A 21,386-nucleotide genomic window follows, 5' to 3' on the forward strand; every position below is an offset into this window, starting at 1 on the left:
TTATCCGAAAACCGGTTTCCACTTTTCGGAGATACGCTGTCGTTTCATCAATGTTCCGAGAAGCGCCCCAAGTCCTACATTTCCTCGTTTTTATGTCTTCAATAATCCAGCTTGCAGTTGTGTGGGAATCGTGCTTCATTTGTAATTGTATTGTAATGCAATTGTAATTCAAATGAGGGCAAGATGTTTTATAGGCTCAATAAGCGGGACGTGGTCTCGGGTTTCATCACCAGTTTGTTCGTTTTGGTTTTCTTGTTTTTCGCGCAAGCCTCTTTGGCGCAATCGCCTCATCAAAAGGGTGGTCCCATCAGTGAGCCACTTGGTGAACTGAATATGCAGATTTGGCGGGTTCCAGTTGAGTTGGAAGACGGCAGTAGGACGATCACTTTGGATGCGACCACCTTCCAACCTGATGGGGAAGGGCCTTTTCCGCTGGCGGTCTTTACTCATGGGGCGGCTCGGAATGCTCCTCGTGATGGTCCTTATGATTTCCGTCCTGACGCTGCAATCAGGTGGTTTCTTGCGCGAGGATACGCTGTTGCTGTTGTTATTCGCAGAGGCTACGGACGTTCCGAGGGGCAGCGCTCTGTTGTTGAGGATGGGGATTCAGAAGGTTTCATAAAGGTCCTTGAGGAACGCGTTCATGATATCAATAGTTCAGTGCGTTACTTTCAGGATCAGCAGTTTGTGGTTGCTGGTCATGTTGTCCTTCTCGGATTCTCAGCGGGTGGGAACAGCGTATTAGCCGTTTCTCGGAAAGCGCCAAAAGGTGTTCGCGGTGTCATTTCTTTCGCACCGGGAGCCGTGACAATCGATGACTATAGTGCGCGGGATTTAAAACAGGCCGAACAAGGTTTCAGGATGTTTGGGGCTGGGACAACACTGCCAACACTTTGGGTTTATGCGGAGAACGAAGAGTACTATAGCCCGATGTTGGCCAGGTCATTTTTTGACGCCTACACATCAAAAAGTGATGCAAAGCAAGAGCTGGCTATATTACCGCTTGAGGGTGAGAACGGTCATGATCTCTTTCTGAGGGATGAGGGCCCTAAAGTCTGGGGCCCGGTTGTGGAGCTGTTTCTTGAGCGGTTGATGCCTTAGTTTATCGCGTTTGCATCAAAAAAACTTATTCCCCTTGGTTCCGCCAGCCCTAAGATTATCTCGTGTCCACGTACACGGGCAGCTGGCGGAGCGACCGTCAGTGTGACGTGGGCTGGGCGGGGCTACCGGAAGACATAACGCATCCTCCGGCGGGTCCGTTGAAACACCCCTTGAAAGTCTTTAGTGCAGGGACCAAGCGGAAGCTGGTCACCCGATGGGCGTCTACACTGGCAGCTGCTGCTGTCAGGGACAAGTCAAAGTGTCCTTTACAGCAACTGCCCTGACTGTGAGATTCGAAGCAAAGCCTTGTGTTTTGTAAGGCCTCACGTTGAAGGGTAGGCATCTGCTCCCAATGCCTTTCGGTGGAGACCTTGTTTCATACAAAAACGCCCGGGTGAGGCGAGCAGCCAATGCCGAAGAAACTAATTTAACACGTAGCGCAGGTATTGCCTGCTCGCCTTGCCTCTCCCGTTTCTCGGGATTTTAGCTTCACCACTGCATGAGAGGTCATGCGGTGCTTTTGGTGCTTGTGTGTGGGGATGCTGAGACTTGGGTTGGATTAGTACAAAAATGGATGCTCCACCTTCATGCGAATTTAAAGTGTGCCCGCGAGAATTGCTTGAGCAACTTTTCGGAGAACGAGCATGGGTGTTGAGCATGAAAAATGGGCGACTGATGTTTTGAAACACATTGGTGTTAACCTGGAAACCCCTGCTCAGGTTATTGATGAGGAGCCGGATGGGACTGGTGATCAGCCTGAGGGAGATGACCAGCCGGAGCTGAAAGTCGGTTCTCAGGACCAAGTGGAAGCTGTCGGTCAGGACCACGTTAAGAGCGAGGAAAAGGCTGAGGAAAAAGAACCCGATGGCGTCCACGAGCAGGTTAAAGGTGACGTTACGGAGCCTGAAAAAACAGCTGCTCAAGAAAAAGTGGAAGCAGAAGTTCAGGAGCCGTCTAAGCCTGAAGATGTTCCTGCCGTTGATGGTGATGCCTCCAAGCTAGATCTGATCCTGCCGGAAGATGGAAGTTTGAAAGAGGCTGCGGATATCATGGCTATAGCTGAGCGAGAAGTTGGATGCGGGGAAGGGGAAATCAAATTCACCGGCTTCAGTTCGTGCATCGGTGTTACCGTGCGAGACGGCACCAAGGTAAAAGGCGTGCACCTTGCCCTGATTAAAGAAGATGGCAAACCATTCAACAAAGATGATGCAGCAAAAGTGCTTACGTCTTTAGGGACCTACTCAGAAGCAATGATTTTTGGCCAAATTGTATTCTGGAAGAATCCTGCAAACCAGGTTGCCGATGCCTTTAAGGTTCTGGAGGAGGGACTAAAAGCTGGAGCGACCAAAGAGGATGGTTATAAGGATTTTCAGTTTGATGACGGGGAGTACGGTGCTGAGATCACCGAGGATGATGATTTCTTCCCAACATTTTAAGAACAGGTGGAACCCGATGACCCGAAGTTGGGGCTTCTGATTATGGTTATTCGGGTTCCACCTTACTGCCCGGGCAAAGGGCAGGCTTTACGCGGTATTCGGGGATCAGGCTGGTAGGGTGCCAACCTTGCCGCGTAAACTGATTTTCTCTAATGGCTGGATGTTGGCGTTTGGCGCCAGTTCCTGGAAGGACAACACAGCCAGATCGGCATAGTCGCGCTCGATTACTTTTCTGAAGAAGCGGCGGATATCCATTGGGACCAGAATGACCGGAGCGATGCCGTTGTGTGCCAGATTATCGCCAATGGCGCTGCGCATGACGGTGATGAGCTGGCGGTGTGTATCCGGCGAAAGCGCCAGATAGGAGGCACCGCTGGTCTGTCTGATGGCACCGCGCACTTCATCCTCGATGTCTTTATCGATGAGGTATGCCGGAATGATGTGCTGACCTGCAGAGTATTTGTGCGTGATGTAGCGGCTCAATGCCATGCGGATATGCTCCGTCAACATGAGCGGATCTTTTTCCTTCTGGCCCCATTCCACGATGGCCTGCAGGATTGTGCGCATATCACGGATGGAGATGTCCTCACGCACCAGACGCTTGAGAACATCGGCCAGCGAGATGAGAGGGACGGCGCGGTTTACTTCGCGCACCAGCTCGTCAAAGTCGCCTTCCATGTGCTTGAGCAGGAACATGCACTCCTGAATACCGAGGAATTCAGCGGCGTGTTGTTTGAGCACATGAGCCAGATGCAGGCTGAGCATGCCGGTCAGTGTCAGAGTTTGAATGCCTGCGCGGGTTGCTTGTTCAAAGTGCCTGTTGTTCACCCAGAAGGACGGGGTGTTTGGCAGGAAACTGTCGCCTTCCTCGTAAGGAATGTTGAACATAGCGAGGTTTGGCGGTGTTTCGCGGGCAATGAAATAGCCGGACCGTGCTGCACCACGGGCAACAGGAACTTCGTTGACGAGGATACGGTACTCGCCTTCCGGCAGGCTCTCGTTGAGGCGCAGTTTAATGCCGGGGAAGGGGACGCCGAGATCGAAGTAAAGCGCTTTGCGCACCTTTGCGACTTCTCTGTCGAGCTTCTTCGGGTTGAGTGTGGACCTGACTGAAGACGAGATATCGACAATGAGCGGAACGGTGATTGTAATGGCCAGATCCTGAGCGGCTTCCACTTCGGTCGCCATGTCCTCATCAGGCATCATCATAGCTTCGCCTTCAGGCGCTATGGCGGGCGCAAAGGCTGAGAGCTGCTGTGAATCCTTTCTAGCGGACTGAGATTTTGTCTTTCGCATGGAGAAGAAAGAAACAGAGCCGAAGATTGCTGCAAGGAGCAAGAAGATGAACGTTGGGAAGCCAGGAATAAGCGCAAAGCCGACCATGATTGTCGCTGCAATCATGAGGGCCCTTGGTTCACTGTTCAACTGTTTGGCAATGTCAGATCCAAGGTCGCTGGAATCTTCTGTGCTTACACGGGTGACCATGAACCCAGCTGTGATGGAGATAAACAGAGCCGGGATCTGAGCAACCAGACCATCACCGATGGTCAAAATGGTGTAACGATCCAGAGCATCAACAGCGCTCATGCCATGCTGGGAGGTGCCGATAATGACGCCGCCGATGATGTTAACCGCGGTGATGATCAGGCCTGCAATTGCATCACCCTTCACGAACTTCATGGCGCCGTCCATGGAACCGTAAAGCTGGCTTTCTTTTTCCAGCTTGGTGCGGCGGCGCTTGGCTTCATCCAGTTCGATCTGGCCAGCACGCATGTCGGAGTCGATCGACATCTGCTTGCCGGGCATTGCATCAAGGGAGAAACGAGCGGAGACTTCTGCCACGCGTTCAGAGCCCTTGGTGATCACCAGAAAGTTTACGATGGTCAGGATCAGGAAGATAACGATACCGACGACCAGATTGCCCTGAACCACGAAGTTGCCGAAGGTGTCAATGATTTCACCGGCATCGGCTTTGAGCAGGATCAGACGGGTCGTCGTGATGGACAAAGACAAGCGAAAGAGGGTCGTCAGAAGCAAGATAGAGGGAAAGGCCGAGAGGGCTACAACATCTTTCAGGTAGAGCGCAGCCATGAGCAGGATTGCTGCCAGACTCAGGTTGATTGCAATGAGCGTATCCACGAGAACCGTCGGCAACGGAAGGATCATCATGAATACGATTGCGATCAAAAGAAATGCCAGGAGAACATCATTTCTCCCTGACAACATTTGAAAGATTTTTTGCACGTCCTGCTCCTGATTTCAGCCTGCTCTTGCTTTCAGGCCAATTCACCTTTCGCTTCTAACAATTGGAAAAAGCCACAGGTGTGCCGCAGCAAACACTTGAGTAAAAATTTAAAAGAAGATTTGGAGTTATCCTTGCTCGTAAACGCTTATCAGGCGGGTAAAATGATTTCGCCGGTGTTTTCGGTCAGGGAGATCTGCGGTCCGGGTGTGGACTCAATCATGAGATTGAGTTTGCCAGCTTCGCTCAAAAAGTCTTTGAGCGTGGTGTAGAGTTTGTTTCTATCCAGATTGTTGGTGTACTCGGTTTTGATCAATGCGAGATCGCCGTCCTTCTCAACAAGGCCAACACGGTAATTGTTTTCCGCCTGTTGTTCCCCTGAGTAGCGAAGGGCGTTAAGATAAGTATCCCTTCGGGCTTCTGGCGCAGGGCTCCCTAAAATGGTGGAGATATGTAGGATATTATTGTCTTCATCACTTTCCAGGATGATCAGGAAATCTTCCAGTAGAACAGTCCAGGTTTTGGCTTCTGCGTACTCTGATATCTCCAAGGCTTCCAGAAGCGGTCCGACTTCAACCATCAAGTCGTGAATGATTTTGAAGTTGCCCATTCAGCTGTCCCTAACTCTACTGATTTATCTGGGATATTCTGTAGGGCCGGTCTCGAGGGTGTGTTGTGCTGTTTGATACAAACTACAATCATCTGAAGAAGAAATTTGCAGGCTGCATGCAATGTTTATTGGCGACGACTTATGATGAAGTTTTCAAACAGATGACTCGGCTCAGTTTTGAACTGTGAAATTGCTTAAGTCACTATGCGGAATTAGGTTTTACTTATTGCTTGACAATATAGTCTGATGAATATCTCATTACCTTAATAAAATTATAATGAAAAATCTTTTTGGGGGAGGGATTGTTTTGTCTAAAGGTAATTTATTGAAATCTAGTCTGATTGCACTTCTGCTTTCCGGTAGTGTTCTCTCTGCGGAAGCTGAAGTTATCAAGATCGGATACATTGATCCGCTATCTGGTCCGTTTGGGAGTACGGGTGATGCTGGGGTGAAGCACTTCCGCTATGCGGCTGAAGAAATTAATGCCGCTGGTGGTATGGGCGGCATGCAGGTGGAAGTGGTTGCTTTTGATAATAAAATCAATCCGAAAGAGAGCCTTGTTCAACTGCAGAAGGCGATTGATCAGGGTGTTCGCTTTATTGCGCAGGGGAACGGGTCGAGCGTTGCGAATGCTTTGACCGATGCGATAGCCAAGCACAACAAGCGTAATCCGGGAGAAGAGGTTCTTTTCCTCAACTATGCGGCGGTTGATCCGGCGCTGACCAACAAGAAATGCAATTACTGGCATTTCCGGTTTGATGCGCATGTGGACATGAAAATGGCGGGTCTGACTGATTGGCTGCGGGATCAGAAAGACATCAAGTCTGCTTATATTCTGGCGCAGGATTATTCTTACGGGCGAGCGTTTACAGCAGCTGCAAAGTCCATGATTGAGGAGAAACGTCCGGACATCAAGATTGTTGGTGCAGAGCTTCATCCGATTGGCAAGGTTAAAGATTTCACGCCCTACGTGCAGAAAATGATGAGCGCGAAAGCGGATGTTGTGTTTACGGGAAACTGGGGAACAGACATGACGCTGTTGGTGAAAGCGGCTAATGCGTCCGGTCATACGGTACCGTATCTGACGTTCTATGGTGGCGGCCTTGGGGCTCCGACCGCGATGGGGCAGAGCGCTGTTGGGTTGGTGAAGCAGATCACTGAGTTCCATGAGAACATCGAGGCCTCTGAAAAGCAGATGGCTCGAGTGGATGATTTTGAGAAAACCAACAATCTCGATTACTATTATGAGCGGGTTTTCACCTTGATGAACATGCTTGATAAGGCCGTTGATGCGGTTGGGTCAGTGGATGTGCCCAAGGTTGCAGCTGAGCTGGAAGGGATGACTTATGAGACGCCGTATGGTGAGGTGACCATGCGGGCGGATGACCACCAGCTGATGCAACCGCTTTATATCTCAACGTTTTCTGAGGGTGTGGCCCGTGATGTGGAGAATACCGGTTATGGGTTCAAGACAGATATCACCATTCCGGCAGCAGCGACTGAAACTCCGACGACGTGCAGGATGCGTCGTCCTTCCTAACGATCTTACTTGAACAATGGCATGCTCGGGCAATTGGGCTTGAGCATGCTCTTTTCTTTTGAGGGATGTTATGGAGACGGTTGTTTTTGCTCTGCTCAACGGGCTGATCTATGGCTTGTTGCTGTTCATGCTGTCCAGCGGATTGACGTTGATTTTCAGTATGATGGGCGTTCTCAATATGGCTCATGCCAGCTTTTACATGCTGGGTGCTTATTTTGCATTTACCCTTGGCCAGCACACCGGGTTCTGGTTTGCGTTATTTCTGGCGCCGATTTGCGTTGGAGCAGCTGGAGCTTGCGTTGAAAAGTGGGGCCTGCGCAAAGTGCATGCCAGAGGGCATGTGGCTGAGCTGCTTTTCACGTTCGGGCTGGCTTATGTGATTGAGGAGCTGGTGAAGATCATCTGGGGCAAGTTTGCGGTTGCCTATGAGATTCCGCCGGAGCTCAATTATTCGCTCTTTGAACTGTTCGGTTCTCAGTATCCGGCGTATCGCATTTTCATGTTGGCTGTGTCCATCGCGATGCTGGCGGGACTTTGGTACCTGTTGAAGCGGACACGGATCGGGCTGATCATTCAGGCGTCGCTGACGCACCCGCATATGGTGTCTCATCTGGGGCATAATGTGTCACGGATCTTTATGCTGGTGTTTGCAGCAGGCTGTGCGCTGGCGGGGTTAGCCGGGGTGATTGGTGGCAACTATCTGGTGACCGAGCCATCCATGGCGTTTTCAATCGGACCGATTGTTTTTGTGGTTGTTGTGGTTGGTGGTATGGGCAGTCTGGAAGGGGCGTTTATTGCCAGTTTGCTGATTGGCTTCCTTCAGACCTTTGCCATCTCAATCGATAGCAGTTTTGCTGAGATCTTTTCGTTTGCCGGATTGAGCGCTGATGGCGATATCGGGCGTATTACAATTGCGTCTTTGGCTCCCATGTTGCCGTTTCTTCTTTTGGTACTGATGTTGATGCTGCGTCCGCGTGGTTTGATGGGGGAGCGTGAGTTTTGACCGACTACAGTCTTGACCGGGTGCCTGATCTGGCACCGAGTGCGCGCTACAAATTTGCGACACGGGTTCTGCCGCTGTTGTTGCTTGCTCTGATCCTGTTGAGCATTCCGCTGTTTGAGCCGTCCAGAACGTGGCTATCGCTGTTCAACGCGATTGGCATCAATATGGTTTTTGCTCTGTCCTACAACATGTTGCTGGGGCAGGCGGGGATGCTTTCGTTTGGCCATGCGGTCTACTTTGGCCTTGGTGGTTATGCGGCTATGCACGGGATGAATGCGATTGAGAACGCCAGTTATGATGGCGGTGTTTGGGCGGCCTTTCCCATGTTTGCCTTGCCACTGGTGGGGTTTGCGGGAGGAGCGCTGGCAGGCGCTGTGATTGGCTGGCCGTCCTGCCGGAGGGCGGGTGTGCCGTTTGCCATGATCTCGCTTGGCATTGCCGAGCTTGTTGCAGCTGCCGGTTTCATGTTTATCAGCGTCTTCGGTGGCGAGGAAGGTATCACTGGCGATCGCATGAATGGTGTTGAGCTGTTCGGGTTGTCTCTTGGGCCTTTGGGCGAAGTGTACTGGTTTATCGCGTTCTGGACCTTTCTTGGGGTTGCGCTGATGTATGCGTTCACCCGCACGCCACTTGGCAAGTTGGCGCAAGCGGTGCGGGATAATCCGGAGCGTGTGCAGTTTGTGGGCTACAACCCAAACCGTGTGCGCTATCTGGTGTTTATTGCTGCTGGCGGTTTCGCCGGATTGGCAGGCGGAATGTCTGCGGTGAGCTATGAGATCTTTACGCCAGAAAGCCTGAGCGTGATCCCGTCGGGTCTGGTGTTGTTAATGGCGTTCATTGGTGGTGCTCGCTACTTTGCAGGCCCTATTCTTGGGGCTGTGGTGTTGACTTACATGCAGTCCAATCTCTCAGATTATTCGGAAGCATGGCTGCTTTATCTGGGTCTTTTGTTTATCGGGATGATCTTGTTTGCGCCGGGCGGGCTTGCTGGTTTGCTTTTGAGCGGGACGACTGCCTTAAGGCAATCACTGAGCGGCAAGGGGCTAGTGCGGGCTGGGGCGTTTGCTATTTCGGCCCTGCTGTCTGCAGCTGGTGTCATTGTGCTGGTTGAGTTGGCCGTTCGGCATTCCAATGGGTTTGGAGAGGCTTTTGAACCGTTTGGTTTCCATCTTGCTCCTGACCAGATGATGCCATGGACAGTTGGTTTGGTGCTTGCAGGTGTTGGCATGGGCTCGCTCAAAGTGCTCTCCAAACAGGGAGGTATGGGCTCATGAGTGCTCCTGCTTTACAGCTGACGGACCTGCGCAAAAACTTTGGTCCGGCGAAGATCATTGAAGGGGTTTCGCTGGACATTGCCCGAGGTGAACGACATGCGATTATTGGTCCCAACGGAGCTGGCAAGTCCACGCTGTTCAATCTTATCTCCGGTCTGTTTCCGCCAAGTTCGGGAACAATAAGTTTGGCTGGGCGGCAGATCTCGGGCCTGAAACCTCACCAGATTAACCGGCTTGGATTGTCGCGTAGTTTTCAAGTCTCCAACATCTTCGCCAATATGTCAGTGCGTGAGAATGTACGTTGCGGGGTGTTGTGGTCGCTTGGGTATGGGCACAGTTTCTGGCGGAACATTGGTAACCTGAAGGAGGTGCAGCGCAAGACTGCCGAGGTGTTGGAGAAGGTGGGGCTGACGGATAAAGCCGATGTGCCTGCTGTGCTGCTGACCTATGCGGATCAACGCACGCTGGAGATTGCTATCACCATTGCAGGTGGGGCAGATGTGATTTTGCTGGATGAGCCGACGGCTGGCATGAGTCACTCTGAAACTGACAGGGCGATCAAACTCATCGAGATGGCAACGGAAGGCAAGACGCTCTTGATCGTAGAGCATGACATGGGGGTTGTGTTTGGGCTTTCTGACCGAATTTCAGTGCTTGTTTATGGCGAGATCATTGCAACAGGGACGCCAGAGGAAATTCGCGGCAATGCACGGGTGCGAGAGGCTTATCTTGGGGATGAGACAGATTTTGCGGAGATGAGTGCATGAGTGGAACTGCTGGAGGTGAAATGCTGAAGGTCCGAGATCTGCATGCGTTTTATGGCAAAAGTCATGTGCTGCGCGGTGTGAACATGGATGTGCCCAAGGGCAGTGTGACGGCGCTGTTAGGGCGCAACGGTGTCGGGCGGTCCACCACGGCCAAGGCGATTATGGGTGAGGTGGCACCAAAGGGAGATATCTGGTTCAAGGGTGAGACTATCTCTGGTCTGCCGAGCCATAGCATTGCGTGTAAGGGGCTTGGGTATGTGCCGGAGAACCGGGATGTCTTCCCTCTGATGAGTGTGCGGGACAATCTTCTGCTTGGTATCAAGGACATGCGGAAACCGGGTAGGTGGAGCATTGAGCAAATGCTTGACATGTTCCCCAATCTCAAATCTCGCGCTGATACGGCAGCTGGTGTGCTTTCTGGCGGGGAAAAGCAGATGCTCACTATTTGTCGGACGCTGATGGGAGATCCTGATCTGATCATCATTGATGAACCGACCGAAGGGCTTGCACCTAAGATTGTGACGCAGGTTGGGGAACTGATTGCGGAGATTGCGCGAGCCGGTGTTTCCATCTTGCTGGTGGAACAGAAACTTTCCATTGCTCTGAAGATCGCCCAGCAGGTTCATGTGATGGGGCATGGGGAGATTGTTTATCATGGGACACCGGAGGACTTCCGTGAGCGCGATGACATCCGAAGAGAATGGCTGGAGGTCTGAGCGGCATTTGTCTTGGAGAATTGCTGCTGGATGCCGTGCTGGTGTTCTTTGAGGTGGATGATGTGTGTTAGGCAAGGGATGTAAATGATTGGGGTGGGGTTTTAGCGTTGAGCGGACATGAAGAAAAAGACCGGCGGTTTGCGACAACGCTGGCGCGAGGGCTGCAGGTTTTACGGGCATTCCAGGCTTCTGATGACGGGCTGGGCAACCAGGAAATCTCTCAGCGTACCGGCATTCCCAAGTCCACGGTTTCCCGCTTAACTTTCACTCTTCAGCAGCTTGGCTATCTCAGCCATGCGCGTCGTCATGACCGGTATCGGTTTGGCCCTGCTGCTCTGGCGCTGGGCAATATTGCCAGTGCCTCTGTTTCCTTCATTGAAGCGGTGAACCCGATGATGCAGCAGCTTGCTGATGAGACAGGTACATTGGCTTTGCTGGCAGTGCTTGATGAAAACAAGATGTTGCTGACTAAGACGTGGCGACCACAGGGAGCACCTGCCATCTGGTTGGAAGTGGGACATCGCATTCCGATCACAGGCTCGTCCTCTGGTCATGCTTATCTGGCAAGCGTAACAGACCATGAGTTTGCTCAGGTTTGTGAGCGTGTGCACGGGCGGGATGACAGCATCGGTGCGGAGGCTTTGCAGGCTGCGAGAAATGCGGGTTACTCGCAGTTGTTGGCGCAAGGTTTTGTCATTGTTGATGAAGACAAGCGTTATGCGGAAAACATCAATGCTGTTTCGACAGGGTTTCGTTCTCATGATTTTGGTGAGCCGGTTGCGATCAGCTGTGGGGCGACGCCAGACATGCTGAGCTATGAGCGCATGCAGAATGAGGTTGGGCCTAAACTGCGGGACCGAGTGAAAGAGCTGGAACGCGCGCTGGGCTTGCCCTCGGTTCTGATCAACCGCGGCTAACGTATTTCAAGAACTTGCAGCACGAGGAAATGGCTTGGGACGAGGTAGTTGCTTACTATAAATTCTGCATAATGGAATTATAAATTACATATTGAAATAATTTGGGTGCGCGATACTCTGATCTCATGATGGAGATGAGGTGGGGGCATGCGTTCCATGTCCTCCCGACAGTTATGTCCAATGAAGCAGGGAGAGCGGCATATGGACTTGAACTATTCAGTTGATGAGTTGGCGTTTCGCGACGAGGTGCGGTCGTTTTTGAAAGAGAATCTTTCGCAGACGCTCTCAGAAAAAGTCAGATTGGGAAAGCGGCTTTCCAAGGCGGACCATGAGGAGTGGCATGCCACGCTTAACAGGCAAGGGTGGCTGGCGATCAACTGGCCGGAAGAGTATGGCGGAACTGGCTGGAATGCAGTTTATCGGCATATCTTTGAGGAAGAGCTTTGCCTTGCCCATGCGCCGCGTACGATGCCTTTCGGGCTTTCCATGTTGGCACCCGTGCTTTTGAAGTTTGGAAGCAAGGTGCAAAAGGATCACTTTTTGCCACGTATTCTGGATGGTACAGACTGGTGGTGTCAGGGGTATTCCGAACCGCAGGCGGGGTCCGATCTTGCTTCCCTGAAAACTCGTGCTGTGCGTGATGGTGAGCACTATGTTGTCAACGGCCAGAAAACCTGGACTACACTGGGTCAGCATGCGGATTGGATCTTCTGCCTTGTGCGTACGGATCCGGAGGTCAAGGCGCAGGAAGGCATTTCGTTTTTGCTGATTGATATGAAGACACCGGGTGTCACAGTTCGGCCCATTACGTTGATTGATGGTGGGCAGGAAGTGAATGAGGTGTTTTTTGAGTATGTGCGGGTGTCGGTCGCCAACCTTGTTGGGGAAGAGAACAAGGGCTGGACCTACGCCAAGTATCTGTTGACCCATGAGCGTACCAACATTGCAGGTGTGGGCTTTTCGACGGCAGCTCTTGTTCATTTGAAGGATGTTTGTGCCAAGCAGATGTCTGGCGGCAAACCTTTGCTGGACAATCCTTATTTTGCTGCAAGGGTTGCGCAGATTGAGATTGATCTGATGGCTATGGCAACAACGAACCTGCGCATGATTGCCAAAGCGGCTGCGGGGCAGGCTCCGGGAGCGGAAAGTTCCATGCTGAAGATTAAGGGGACGGAGATCCGGCAGGCGATCAATGATCTGACGCGGCGAGCGGTTGGGCGCTATGCCATGCCGTTTGTGTCTGAGGCGTTGGACAGCGGTGCGAATGCTCAGGGTGTTGGACCGGATTATGCTGCTGCTGCGAGCCCGAGCTACTTCAACAACCGCAAACTTTCCATCTTTGGCGGGTCTAACGAGATCCAGCGCAACATCATCAGTAAAGCTATTCTCGGCCTTTAGGAGCGTTCCATGGATTTCAATCATAGTGACGAACGACGGATGCTTCAGGACACTCTGCATCGCTACCTTTCAGATAACTACGATGCCTCGCAACGAGCTAACTCTGTTGGGCACGCGCAGGGTTTATCGGAGGAAATCTGGAATGATTTTGCTGAGCTGGGTGTGATTGGGGTGCTGTTTGCAGAAGAGCATGGGGGCTTTGGAGGCAGCGGTTTTGATATTGCGGTCGTGTTTGAGGAGTTGGGCCGGTTTGCCTGCGTGGAGCCTTTGATGGCCTCTGGCGTTATGGCTGGGCGGTTGTTGAGCGAGCTTGGGACTGAGGAGCAGAAGGCGCTGATCGGGGATGTGATTGACGGGAAGCTCAAGATCGTTCCCGCATTGGAAGAGCCTCAGTCGCGTTATGATCTGGATGTTGTAGAGACAACTGCAGAGCGGGTAGAGGATGGCTATCGGCTCAACGGTACAAAGTCGGTGGTGATTGGCGGACCAAGTGCGGACAAGCTGATTGTGAGCGCTCGTGGTGCCGACGGGCTGCAACTGTTCATGATAGATGCCGATGCTTCGGGCGTGGAGCGGTACTCCTATCCCAATCTGGACGGCTACCACGCCAGCGATATTGCTCTGGTGAATGTAGCCTTGCCTGCTTCAGCGTGTTTGGGGGCTTCGGAGGCTGTCCTTTCTGGTCTGGAGGCAGCACGCGCTGCAGGTGTGACTGCGCTGTGTGCCGAGGCCGTTGGGGCGATGGAAGCGGCGAAGGATTTGACGGTTGAGTATCTGCGCGTGCGGACGCAGTTTGGCCGTGCGCTGGGCAAGTTCCAGGCACTTCAGCACCGGATGTCGACGGTCCTGATTGAGATCGAACAGGCTCGCTCTGCACTGATCAATGTAGCGGGGCACCTCTCTGCTGAACCTTTCCAGCGAGATAAGCATGTGAGTGCAGCTAAGAATTTGATTGGCCGTGTGGCGCAACTGGTTTGCGAAGAAACCATTCAGTTGCATGGCGGTATTGGCATGACCGAGGAGTATGCTCTGGGACATTATGCCAAGCGTTTGATGATGATCGATCATCAACTTGGCGATGTCGACTACCATCTGGAGCGCTTTGTTGGAGCTATGCAGAGGGAATCTGCGCGAGAGGCAATGTCATGAAGCGTGCTTCTCTTGTCAGCGTTGAGCGCAAGGCGGATCGTCTGATCGTCATGAACTGTAACTCTTCTCGTCGCAATGCGCTTTCGCCGGAATACTACGACGGGCTTTCGCAGGCGTTGGATCTCGCCAATCAGAACACAGAGATCCGTAGCGTTATCCTGATGGGAGAAGGCGGTTATTTCTGTGCGGGTGGCGATCTGAACACGTTGGTTAAGCGCCGCGAGATGACGGGTCTTGAGCGAAAAAATAATATTGAAAAACTCCATAATCTGGTTCGAAAAATAAGGGACTGCGCAAAACCGGTGATTGCGGCGGTTGATGGAGGTGCTGCCGGAGCGGGTGTGTCTTTGGCTCTGGCTTGTGACTTCCTGGTGGCAGAGCGGCCGTCTCAGTTTATGCTGGCTTATGTGAAGGTTGGACTGGTGCCGGATGGAGGGGCTACAGCTTCATTGTCCCGGCTTATTCCCCGTCAACTGGTCTTAGAGATGTGTTTGCTGGGACAACCTGTTTCGGCTGAACGGCTCTACCAGCTGGGGGTGGTCAATGTGCTTAGCGATAAGCCTGCTTTGGCAGAAGCGCACCTGATAGCTGATCGTATAGCGCAAGGTCCAACAAGGGCACAGGGAGCGATCAAACGATTGGTATCAGCTGCTGATCACAACAGCTTTGAGGAACAGATGGATCTGGAGCGCGAAACGATGGCAGAGGCTCTGGGACATGATGAAGCGCAGGAAGGGATTAATGCGTTTCTGGAACGGCGATCTCCAAATTACGCTTAGATGCAGTGCTTTGAGCAGGTGAAGCCCGAGTGAAACGTCTGGAATGGTGCATTTTGAGCAAGTCGATCAGTCAATTGAGAAACCTGGGCCCGAAGACCGAATATATGCTGTCTGAGGTTGATGTTTGCAGTGAAGATGATCTGCGTGAGCTTGGATCTGTGCAAGCTTATCAGCGTTTGAAGTTTCGGTTTGGTCGTGGCGTGTCCATCCTCGCGCTTTATGCCATGGAGGCGTGCCTGCGGGATTGTGACTGGCGGGATCTTTCAGCTGAAGACAAGAAAGAACTGAAAGCCCGAGTTGCACAGGCTGATTGATCTGCTTTGAAGGAGCCTTGAACGGATTTCATCAAGGTCCAGACAGGGCGCTATGGATGCCGGCGGTGGCATAGGCTACGAGCAATGTTTTCATTTCAGCAATGCCGGAAGTGTGATCTTCTTCTGCCATTGCATCAACACGCCAGGCTGAGGTGCACAGAGCGATTTGTGAAGAGATGGAAAAGACGAAGGTTGCGGAGACTTTTCTAAGGTCGGCAGTGGGATAGAGCTTGGCGATTTCTGAAAGAAATACTTTTGCTGTTGGGTCAAAACAAGCTTGTGAGATTGCGCTCCAGCGCTCTTCAGCAGAGACCATTGCGACCAGACGTGCGTAGGCGAGCCAGCCGGGGCCGCTGTTTTCAGCTTTGTCCAGATAAGGGTAGAAGAAACTCTCCAGAATACCCTTCAATGTCATGGCTTCGTCTGAAGCCTTCAGCTGTTCCAGTGCATCAAGGCGGAGACGGGCGAGTTCCTCGGCACGGCGTTCGACTGTTTTGAAAAACAGGTCTTCCTTTGTGCCGAAGTGGTGGTTTACGAGGCCCAGTTTTACCCCTGCTTTTTGTGCGATATCTCTTATGGACGCAGCGTCATAACTGCGAAAGGCAAACAGGTGTTCTGCGGCGTCGAGAATCTTCTGGCGCGTCTCCAAAGAGCTTTTTGAAGGGGCTCTTTGTCTTTGTTTTTCCTGCGAAATCTTCTTAATCATAAAAAGAGCTTGCCTTATTTTGTACGACTGTTCAATCTAATTGTAGTTCTTAGGGGGGACGAACAGTGAATATTTCAAAGGAGAGCTATGCCTTAATTGGGGCAGGGCCGATGGGGCTCGCCACGGCCAAGACACTTATTGAGCAGGGAATAGATTTTCAGGGTTTTGAGCTGCACAGCGGTGTGGGCGGGCTTTGGGATATTGATGGGCCGAAGTCGACCATGTACGAGTCCGCGCATCTGATTTCATCCAAGAAAATGACCGAGTTTACAGATTTTCCGATGGATGATCATATTGCTGAGTATCCCGGTCACCGCGAGCTAAAGACCTACTTTCAGGAGTTTGCCGAAAAGTTCGATTTGAAGCGGCGCTATCATTTTGGAGCAGAAGTGACCCGCATCGTGCCGTTGGGAGGTGACGGTGAGGGGTGGACGGTTAGCTGGAGAGATCAGGACGGAGATCATTCAGCTGAGTTTGCCGGAGTGCTAATTGCAAATGGCACGCTTTCTGAGCCCAACATGCCAGAGTTTGCGGGAGAGTTTTCTGGCGACCTCATTCATTCGTGCTACTACAAGAGTGCGCAGCAGTTTGCTGGCAAGCGGGTGCTGATTGTCGGGGCGGGCAATTCAGGTTGTGACATAGCGGTGGATGCTATCCATCATGGCATCCAATGCGATATTTCAATGCGTCGTGGCTATTACTTTGTTCCCAAGTATGTTTTCGGGAAGCCGGCAGACACGATGGGTGGGGCGGTGAAGTTGCCGCTCTGGCTGAAGCGGCGAGTGGATCAAACATTACTGAAATGGTTTGTTGGTGATCCGCAGGCCTATGGGTTCCCCAAACCTGACTATGAGCTTTATGAGAGCCATCCGGTGGTGAACTCGCTTATTCTCTATCATGCCGGTCACGGGGATATTGGCATTCGAGCAGATATCAAGGAACTGGATGAGCATACAGTTCGGTTTCGTGGTGGTGAAGAGGCTGAGTATGATCTCATCGTCACCGCGACTGGCTATAAACTGCATTATCCCTTTATCGACAAAGAGCTTTTGAACTGGCAGGGCGATGCACCGCATCTGTTTTTGAACTGCATGCATCCAGAACGGAATGATCTGTTTGTAATGGGCATGATTGAGGCAACGGGTCTGGGTTGGCAGGGGCGCCATGATCAGGCGGAACTGGTTGCGCGTTATCTGAGAGGCCTCAGGGACGGAAGTAGGACAGCTGAGGCGATCAAAGCTGAGAAAGCCAAGGGATTTGAGCGTGAGACTGGGGGGATGAACTACCTCAAGCTGGCGCGGATGGCCTACTACGTGGACAAGCAAAGTTATCGCTCCGCACTGAACAAGCGCACACAGGCGTTGAAGAGGGAAATGGCATGAGTGACATTGACCTTGTTGTTCTCAACTTCAGTTCCGGTTCTCTGACCCTGCTCAATGGTATTCTGGGTGTTGTGATGTTCTCAATCGCGCTGGATCTTTGTCCTGCGGATTTTAAGCGACTGACACTGTCGCCAAAGCCTGTGGTGATTGGGCTGTGCTCTCAATTTCTGGTCTTGCCGAGCCTCACATTTCTGCTTGTTCTGATCGTTCAGCCCCGACCTTCGATTGCTTTGGGGCTTATTCTGGTGGCGGCGTGTCCGGGTGGTAATATCTCAAACTTCATCACTCATCGTGCAGGAGGTAATGCAGCGCTATCGGTTTCCATGACGGCTTTTGCCACGGTGGGAGCAATTGTTGCGACACCCTTTAATATCGCATTTTGGGGTAGTCTTTACGGCCCCACGCGCGCGATATTGCAAGAGACGCATATCGATAAGCTGTCAGTTGCAATTACTGTTTGCTTTATGTTGGTGTTGCCATTGTTTCTTGGCATCATGCTCAACCGCATCAAGCCACAGCTGGCTGCCAAAATACGGCAACCACTGCGCATGGCGTCCATGGGGATTTTTATCGGTTTCATCTTCATCGCGCTGTTTGCCAACTGGTCGTTTTTTCTTGCCTATGTGGGTGCTGTGGCATCTCTCGTAATTGTCCATAATGGGCTGGCTTTAGCGGCGGGGTATACTCTGGCGAGCGTTGCTGGTGTGTCTGCTTATGACCGACGGGCCATTACGATTGAAACTGGCATCCAAAATTCCGGTCTGGGGCTGGTGTTGATCTTCGGCTTTTTCGGTGGGCTTGGCGGTATGTCTGTTGTGGCGGCTGCCTGGGGGATTTGGCATGCGATCAGCGGGCTGGTGCTTGCCAGTTTTATGGCGCGCAAAGCAGTCAAGCTTCCCGCGGAGGCGACGTCATGACCAAGCTTCTTATTACCGGTGCTGCCGGAGGTGTCGGACAAGCATTCTTACGGCAATTGGCGGGCACGGAGCTGAAGGTTGTGGCGACTGATATTCGTGAGCCGAGTGATCTCCCAGCAAATGCCCGTTTCAAAACGCTGGATGTGACTACAGACAGGGTGTCAGCACTGATTGAGGAAGAGCGGCCTGATGTGATTGTGCATCTGGCTTCCATCGTCACACCTTCTGCTGGATCTACACGGGATATTGAGTATCTGGTTGATGTTGTTGGCACTCAGTCGGTGATTGATGCTGCGATCAAAGCAGGTGTGAAGCGTCTTGTCGTCACATCATCCGGGGCAGCTTATGGGTATCATGCAGACAATCCTGTGCCATTGCATGAGGATGATCATATTCGCGGCAATAAAGAATTCGCGTACTCCTATCATAAGCGTCTGGTTGAAACTGCTTTGGCTCGTGCACGTGCGGAGGCACCGCAACTGGAGCAGGTTGTGTTGCGGGTTGGGACGGTTCTTGGAACGGGCATGAACAATCAGATTACCGCGTTGTTCCATAAGCCGAGGCTGCTTGGGGTCGCCGGATCGGATAGTGCGTTTGTGTTTATCTGGACGGAAGATCTTGCGCGCATTCTGTTCCTTGCTGCGACTGAGGCTCCTGAGGGGATTTACAACGTGGCGGGTGATGGAGCGTTGTCGATGCAGCGGTTGGGGCAAATGCTCAATAAGCCTGTCCTTAAGTTGCCGTCCTGGTTGTTGAAATTTGTTTTAGGTGTGGCGAAACCACTGAGGCTTTCCCGGTATGGACCGGAGCAGGTTCGGTTTTTGCAATACCGTCCTGTGCTGGCCAATGAGCGGTTGAAATCAGTGTTTGGCTATACACCGGAAAAGACAAGTGCAGAAGTGTTTGAACACTGGCGAGCATCTGTGGGGCTTTGATGAAAACAGCGGTTATTACAGGCGGTGCTGGTGGCTTAGGGCAGGCACTTGCAACCCGGTTGCAGCGTGAGAGCTGGCATACGGTTCTGCTGGATTTGTCCGGTCCGGTACTGGAGGGGCTGCCACAAAATGAGCAACAGAGCATTTATGCCTGCGATTTAACGGATGGGGGTGCGGTTGAGCAGGTTGCCCAGCAGGTTTTGGCTCGGCACAACAGCATTGATCTGGTGGTTTACAATGCAGGCATTACGCATATCGGATTGTTTGCGGACATGGACCTGACAGCGCATCGCAAAGTGCTGGATGTCAATTATTTCGGGGCGGTGCATACGGCGCGGGCATTTTTGAAAGCGGTGCGGGCCTCCAGTGGATGTCATCTAGCGATCTCGTCAGTTGCTGGATTCTCGCCACTGATTAAACGGACAGCTTATGCGGCCAGCAAGCATGCGCTGGAGGGCTTTTTCGGCTCGTTGCGGTCTGAAGAGAAGTCTTATGGCGTTCATACGTTGATTGCAGCACCTTCGTTTGTGGCCACCAATGTTGGACGGTCAGAGACGCAAGAGAACGGTTTGGCCCGTCCGGGATCGTCTACAGATGGCGTTGATTATATGAGTGCGGAGCGGGCGGCGGACATCATCTACAAGGCGTATGTGCGTAAGACGGAGATGAAACCGGTTGGCCGCGTTGCCAGTCTGGCGTGGTGGCTCAACCGGTTGTCACCCAAAGCCTATCAGTTGCTGATGGAGCGCAACATCAAAGAGACTTCTTAGTCTTGATGCAATGTCAGACCTTCTTGGCGTAGGTCTGACATTCAAAACCGGTAATGGTGGTTGCAAACACGTCGTACTCAGCTTTCCGGCTGATGCCGTACAGGCGATGAAACTCTGCTGTGCTCATCTGCTTTGCTGTTTTGCTTTGCGACCATCTCTGAATTGCGACCTCCCAGTTTCCTGTCAAATGATCATACTGGGTGAGGTCCGCTTCCGGTGTGATCGGAGTGTCAGGGTTGCTCTGGTTTTCTAATCCTTGATGAATGCCTTCAAGGATAGCGGAGACGACCAGATAAGGGTTGGCATCAGCGCCAGAGACGCGATGTTCCAATCTTGCGCCTTTGCCATGTGTGGCTGGTACGCGGATCGCTGCGGCGCGATGATCATAACCCCAACAACAAGTGATTGGTGCGTAAGAGCCCGGCTGTAGGCGGCGGTAGGAATTGGCATGTGGGGCAAACAGAACTTGCATGTCCAGCATGGTGTCCAACAGGCCGCCTATAGCATTGCGCAAGGTTGGGTTTGTTTCCTCAGCGTTGCCGCTGAAAACATTGGTACCTTTTGCATCGAGCAAACTGGTGTGAACGTGGAAGCCGCTGCCGGTTTCTTCTGCGTAAGGCTTTGACATGAACGTGACATCCATACCGTGTTTGCGGGCACTATGGCGGACTACGCGTTTGAACAACAAGCAATGATCGGCTGCTTCGACGGCGCTTGGCACGTGCAGCAGATTGATCTCAAATTGGCCGTGACCGAACTCGGAGATGGTTGTGTCCGCAGGGATATCCTGAATTTTGCAGGCTTGGTTGATCTCCATGAGGATCGGTTCGAACTGAGCCATGATGTCCAGATCATAGATCTGTGAGGCCTCGAGACGCTGATTGGTGCCGGGAATGTATGGTGGGAGTGGCAAACCGGTTGGGCCGGACTCAATGTCGATAAAGTAGAATTCCAGCTCCGTGGCGACAACAGGTGTCAGGCCTTTACTTTGAAACTTCTTTTCAACGGTTTCAAGAACATACCTTGGGTCCAGCGGGTTTGGTTTCTGATCTTCAATCTCGAAGAGGGTGACAAGGATTTGTGCTGTTGGCACTTTAGCCCACGGAACAGGCTTTAGCGTTCCTGGAACTGGGATGCAGATGCCATCAGGGTCCCCGCGTTCAATAGCAAGGCCGGTTGCTGGGACATCAATGCCCCAGACGTCCAGTGCGACCGTAGACAACGGCAACCGGACACCGCCTTCCGCCAGTTTGTGCAGCATTTCTGCCGGAAGCCATTTGCCTCGGAGCGGGCCACAAAAGCCAGCATAGAGGACCTCGATCTTTTCGAGGTCTGGGTGTTGTTTCAGGAAGGCGTCGGCTTCAAGTCGAAACTGTTCCAATTGCGGCTGTACTGCTGTCAGGGTGGGCATGCGAACTCTTCTGGTCGTG

At 52.2% G+C, this 21,386-nt stretch carries 20 protein-coding genes; 16 read left to right on the plus strand and 4 right to left on the minus strand.

Going from position 1 to position 21,386, the window contains the following annotated elements:
• Positions 1–183: 183 nt before the first annotated feature.
• Positions 184–1,101: an alpha/beta hydrolase family protein gene (locus PsWM33_RS23575; protein WP_063301832.1), complete on the plus strand. Its 918-nt coding sequence runs from the start codon at positions 184–186 to the stop codon at positions 1,099–1,101.
• A gap of 644 nt (positions 1,102–1,745) precedes the next feature.
• A complete protein-coding gene (locus tag PsWM33_RS23580; RefSeq protein WP_063301833.1) occupies positions 1,746–2,537 on the plus strand; it encodes a hypothetical protein in 792 nt (263 codons plus the stop codon).
• Positions 2,538–2,642: 105 nt separating this feature from the next.
• On the opposite strand, the gene sctV is transcribed toward PsWM33_RS23580, so the two are convergent.
• Both sctV and PsWM33_RS23590 read right to left on the minus strand, forming a co-directional pair.
• A complete protein-coding gene (sctV, locus tag PsWM33_RS23585) occupies positions 2,643–4,724 on the minus strand; it encodes a type III secretion system export apparatus subunit SctV (RefSeq protein ID WP_370446620.1) in 2,082 nt (693 codons plus the stop codon).
• Between the two features lie 206 nt (positions 4,725–4,930).
• Complete coding sequence (locus PsWM33_RS23590; protein ID WP_063301834.1) at positions 4,931–5,389, minus strand: type III secretion system chaperone; 459 nt, start codon at positions 5,387–5,389, stop codon at positions 4,931–4,933.
• A 307-nt stretch (positions 5,390–5,696) separates the two neighbouring features.
• On the opposite strand from PsWM33_RS23590, the gene PsWM33_RS23595 reads away from it, so the two are divergent.
• The 10 genes from PsWM33_RS23595 to PsWM33_RS23640 all read left to right on the plus strand — a co-directional run bounded on the left by PsWM33_RS23595 (position 5,697) and on the right by PsWM33_RS23640 (position 15,246).
• Complete coding sequence (locus tag PsWM33_RS23595) at positions 5,697–6,929, plus strand: branched-chain amino acid ABC transporter substrate-binding protein (protein ID WP_063301855.1); 1,233 nt, start codon at positions 5,697–5,699, stop codon at positions 6,927–6,929.
• A 70-nt stretch (positions 6,930–6,999) separates the two neighbouring features.
• Positions 7,000–7,932 (plus strand): branched-chain amino acid ABC transporter permease, encoded by a 933-nt coding sequence (locus PsWM33_RS23600; RefSeq protein WP_063301835.1) that lies wholly within the window; start codon positions 7,000–7,002, stop codon positions 7,930–7,932.
• Positions 7,929–9,206: a branched-chain amino acid ABC transporter permease gene (locus tag PsWM33_RS23605; RefSeq protein WP_063301836.1), complete on the plus strand. Its 1,278-nt coding sequence runs from the start codon at positions 7,929–7,931 to the stop codon at positions 9,204–9,206. The genes PsWM33_RS23600 and PsWM33_RS23605 overlap by 4 nt, the downstream gene beginning before the upstream one ends.
• Positions 9,203–9,973 carry an ABC transporter ATP-binding protein gene (locus PsWM33_RS23610; protein ID WP_063297655.1) on the plus strand — a complete coding sequence of 257 codons (771 nt, stop codon included), beginning with the start codon at positions 9,203–9,205 and terminating at the stop codon, positions 9,971–9,973. Before PsWM33_RS23605 ends, PsWM33_RS23610 begins: the two co-directional genes overlap by 4 nt.
• Positions 9,974–9,993: 20 nt before the next feature.
• Positions 9,994–10,689, plus strand: a complete 696-nt coding sequence (locus PsWM33_RS23615; RefSeq protein ID WP_063301856.1) for an ABC transporter ATP-binding protein — start codon at positions 9,994–9,996, stop codon at positions 10,687–10,689.
• A gap of 107 nt (positions 10,690–10,796) precedes the next feature.
• Positions 10,797–11,606, plus strand: a complete 810-nt coding sequence (locus PsWM33_RS23620; RefSeq protein WP_063301837.1) for an IclR family transcriptional regulator — start codon at positions 10,797–10,799, stop codon at positions 11,604–11,606.
• A gap of 201 nt (positions 11,607–11,807) precedes the next feature.
• On the plus strand, positions 11,808–13,004 hold the full coding sequence (locus PsWM33_RS23625; RefSeq protein ID WP_063301838.1) for an acyl-CoA dehydrogenase family protein: 1,197 nt from the start codon (positions 11,808–11,810) through the stop codon (positions 13,002–13,004).
• A 9-nt stretch (positions 13,005–13,013) separates the two neighbouring features.
• Positions 13,014–14,153 (plus strand): acyl-CoA dehydrogenase family protein, encoded by a 1,140-nt coding sequence (locus PsWM33_RS23630; RefSeq protein ID WP_063301839.1) that lies wholly within the window; start codon positions 13,014–13,016, stop codon positions 14,151–14,153.
• On the plus strand, positions 14,150–14,932 hold the full coding sequence (locus PsWM33_RS23635; protein ID WP_063301840.1) for an oxepin-CoA hydrolase, alternative type: 783 nt from the start codon (positions 14,150–14,152) through the stop codon (positions 14,930–14,932). The genes PsWM33_RS23630 and PsWM33_RS23635 overlap by 4 nt, the downstream gene beginning before the upstream one ends.
• Before the next feature lie 29 nt (positions 14,933–14,961).
• The gene (locus tag PsWM33_RS23640; RefSeq protein ID WP_063301841.1) at positions 14,962–15,246 is read left to right on the plus strand and encodes a TfoX/Sxy family protein; all 285 of its coding nucleotides are present in this window, start codon (positions 14,962–14,964) and stop codon (positions 15,244–15,246) included.
• A gap of 31 nt (positions 15,247–15,277) precedes the next feature.
• Here PsWM33_RS23640 and PsWM33_RS23645 read toward each other — a convergent pair whose 3' ends face one another.
• The gene (locus PsWM33_RS23645; RefSeq protein WP_063301842.1) at positions 15,278–15,952 is read right to left on the minus strand and encodes a TetR/AcrR family transcriptional regulator; all 675 of its coding nucleotides are present in this window, start codon (positions 15,950–15,952) and stop codon (positions 15,278–15,280) included.
• A gap of 65 nt (positions 15,953–16,017) precedes the next feature.
• Here PsWM33_RS23645 and PsWM33_RS23650 point away from each other — a divergent pair, with 65 nt between their 5' ends.
• Genes PsWM33_RS23650 through PsWM33_RS23665 form a run of 4 tightly spaced genes read left to right on the plus strand, consistent with a single transcriptional unit; the run spans position 16,018 to position 19,956 of the window.
• Entirely contained in the window at positions 16,018–17,334 is a 1,317-nt protein-coding gene (locus PsWM33_RS23650) for a flavin-containing monooxygenase (RefSeq protein ID WP_063301843.1), read from the plus strand.
• Positions 17,331–18,251, plus strand: a complete 921-nt coding sequence (locus tag PsWM33_RS23655) for a bile acid:sodium symporter family protein (RefSeq protein WP_063301844.1) — start codon at positions 17,331–17,333, stop codon at positions 18,249–18,251. The genes PsWM33_RS23650 and PsWM33_RS23655 overlap by 4 nt, the downstream gene beginning before the upstream one ends.
• Positions 18,248–19,186 carry an SDR family oxidoreductase gene (locus PsWM33_RS23660; RefSeq protein ID WP_063301845.1) on the plus strand — a complete coding sequence of 313 codons (939 nt, stop codon included), beginning with the start codon at positions 18,248–18,250 and terminating at the stop codon, positions 19,184–19,186. The genes PsWM33_RS23655 and PsWM33_RS23660 overlap by 4 nt, the downstream gene beginning before the upstream one ends.
• Positions 19,186–19,956, plus strand: a complete 771-nt coding sequence (locus tag PsWM33_RS23665) for an SDR family NAD(P)-dependent oxidoreductase (protein WP_063301846.1) — start codon at positions 19,186–19,188, stop codon at positions 19,954–19,956. Before PsWM33_RS23660 ends, PsWM33_RS23665 begins: the two co-directional genes overlap by 1 nt.
• 13 nt (positions 19,957–19,969) lie before the next feature.
• Here the strand turns inward: PsWM33_RS23665 and PsWM33_RS23670 are convergent, their stop codons facing one another.
• On the minus strand, positions 19,970–21,367 hold the full coding sequence (locus PsWM33_RS23670; RefSeq protein ID WP_063301847.1) for a glutamine synthetase family protein: 1,398 nt from the start codon (positions 21,365–21,367) through the stop codon (positions 19,970–19,972).
• Positions 21,368–21,386 lie beyond the last annotated feature (19 nt).

The organism is Pseudovibrio sp. WM33 (genome assembly GCF_001623165.1).
In the GTDB taxonomy this organism is placed as follows: Bacteria; Pseudomonadota; Alphaproteobacteria; order Rhizobiales; family Stappiaceae; genus Pseudovibrio.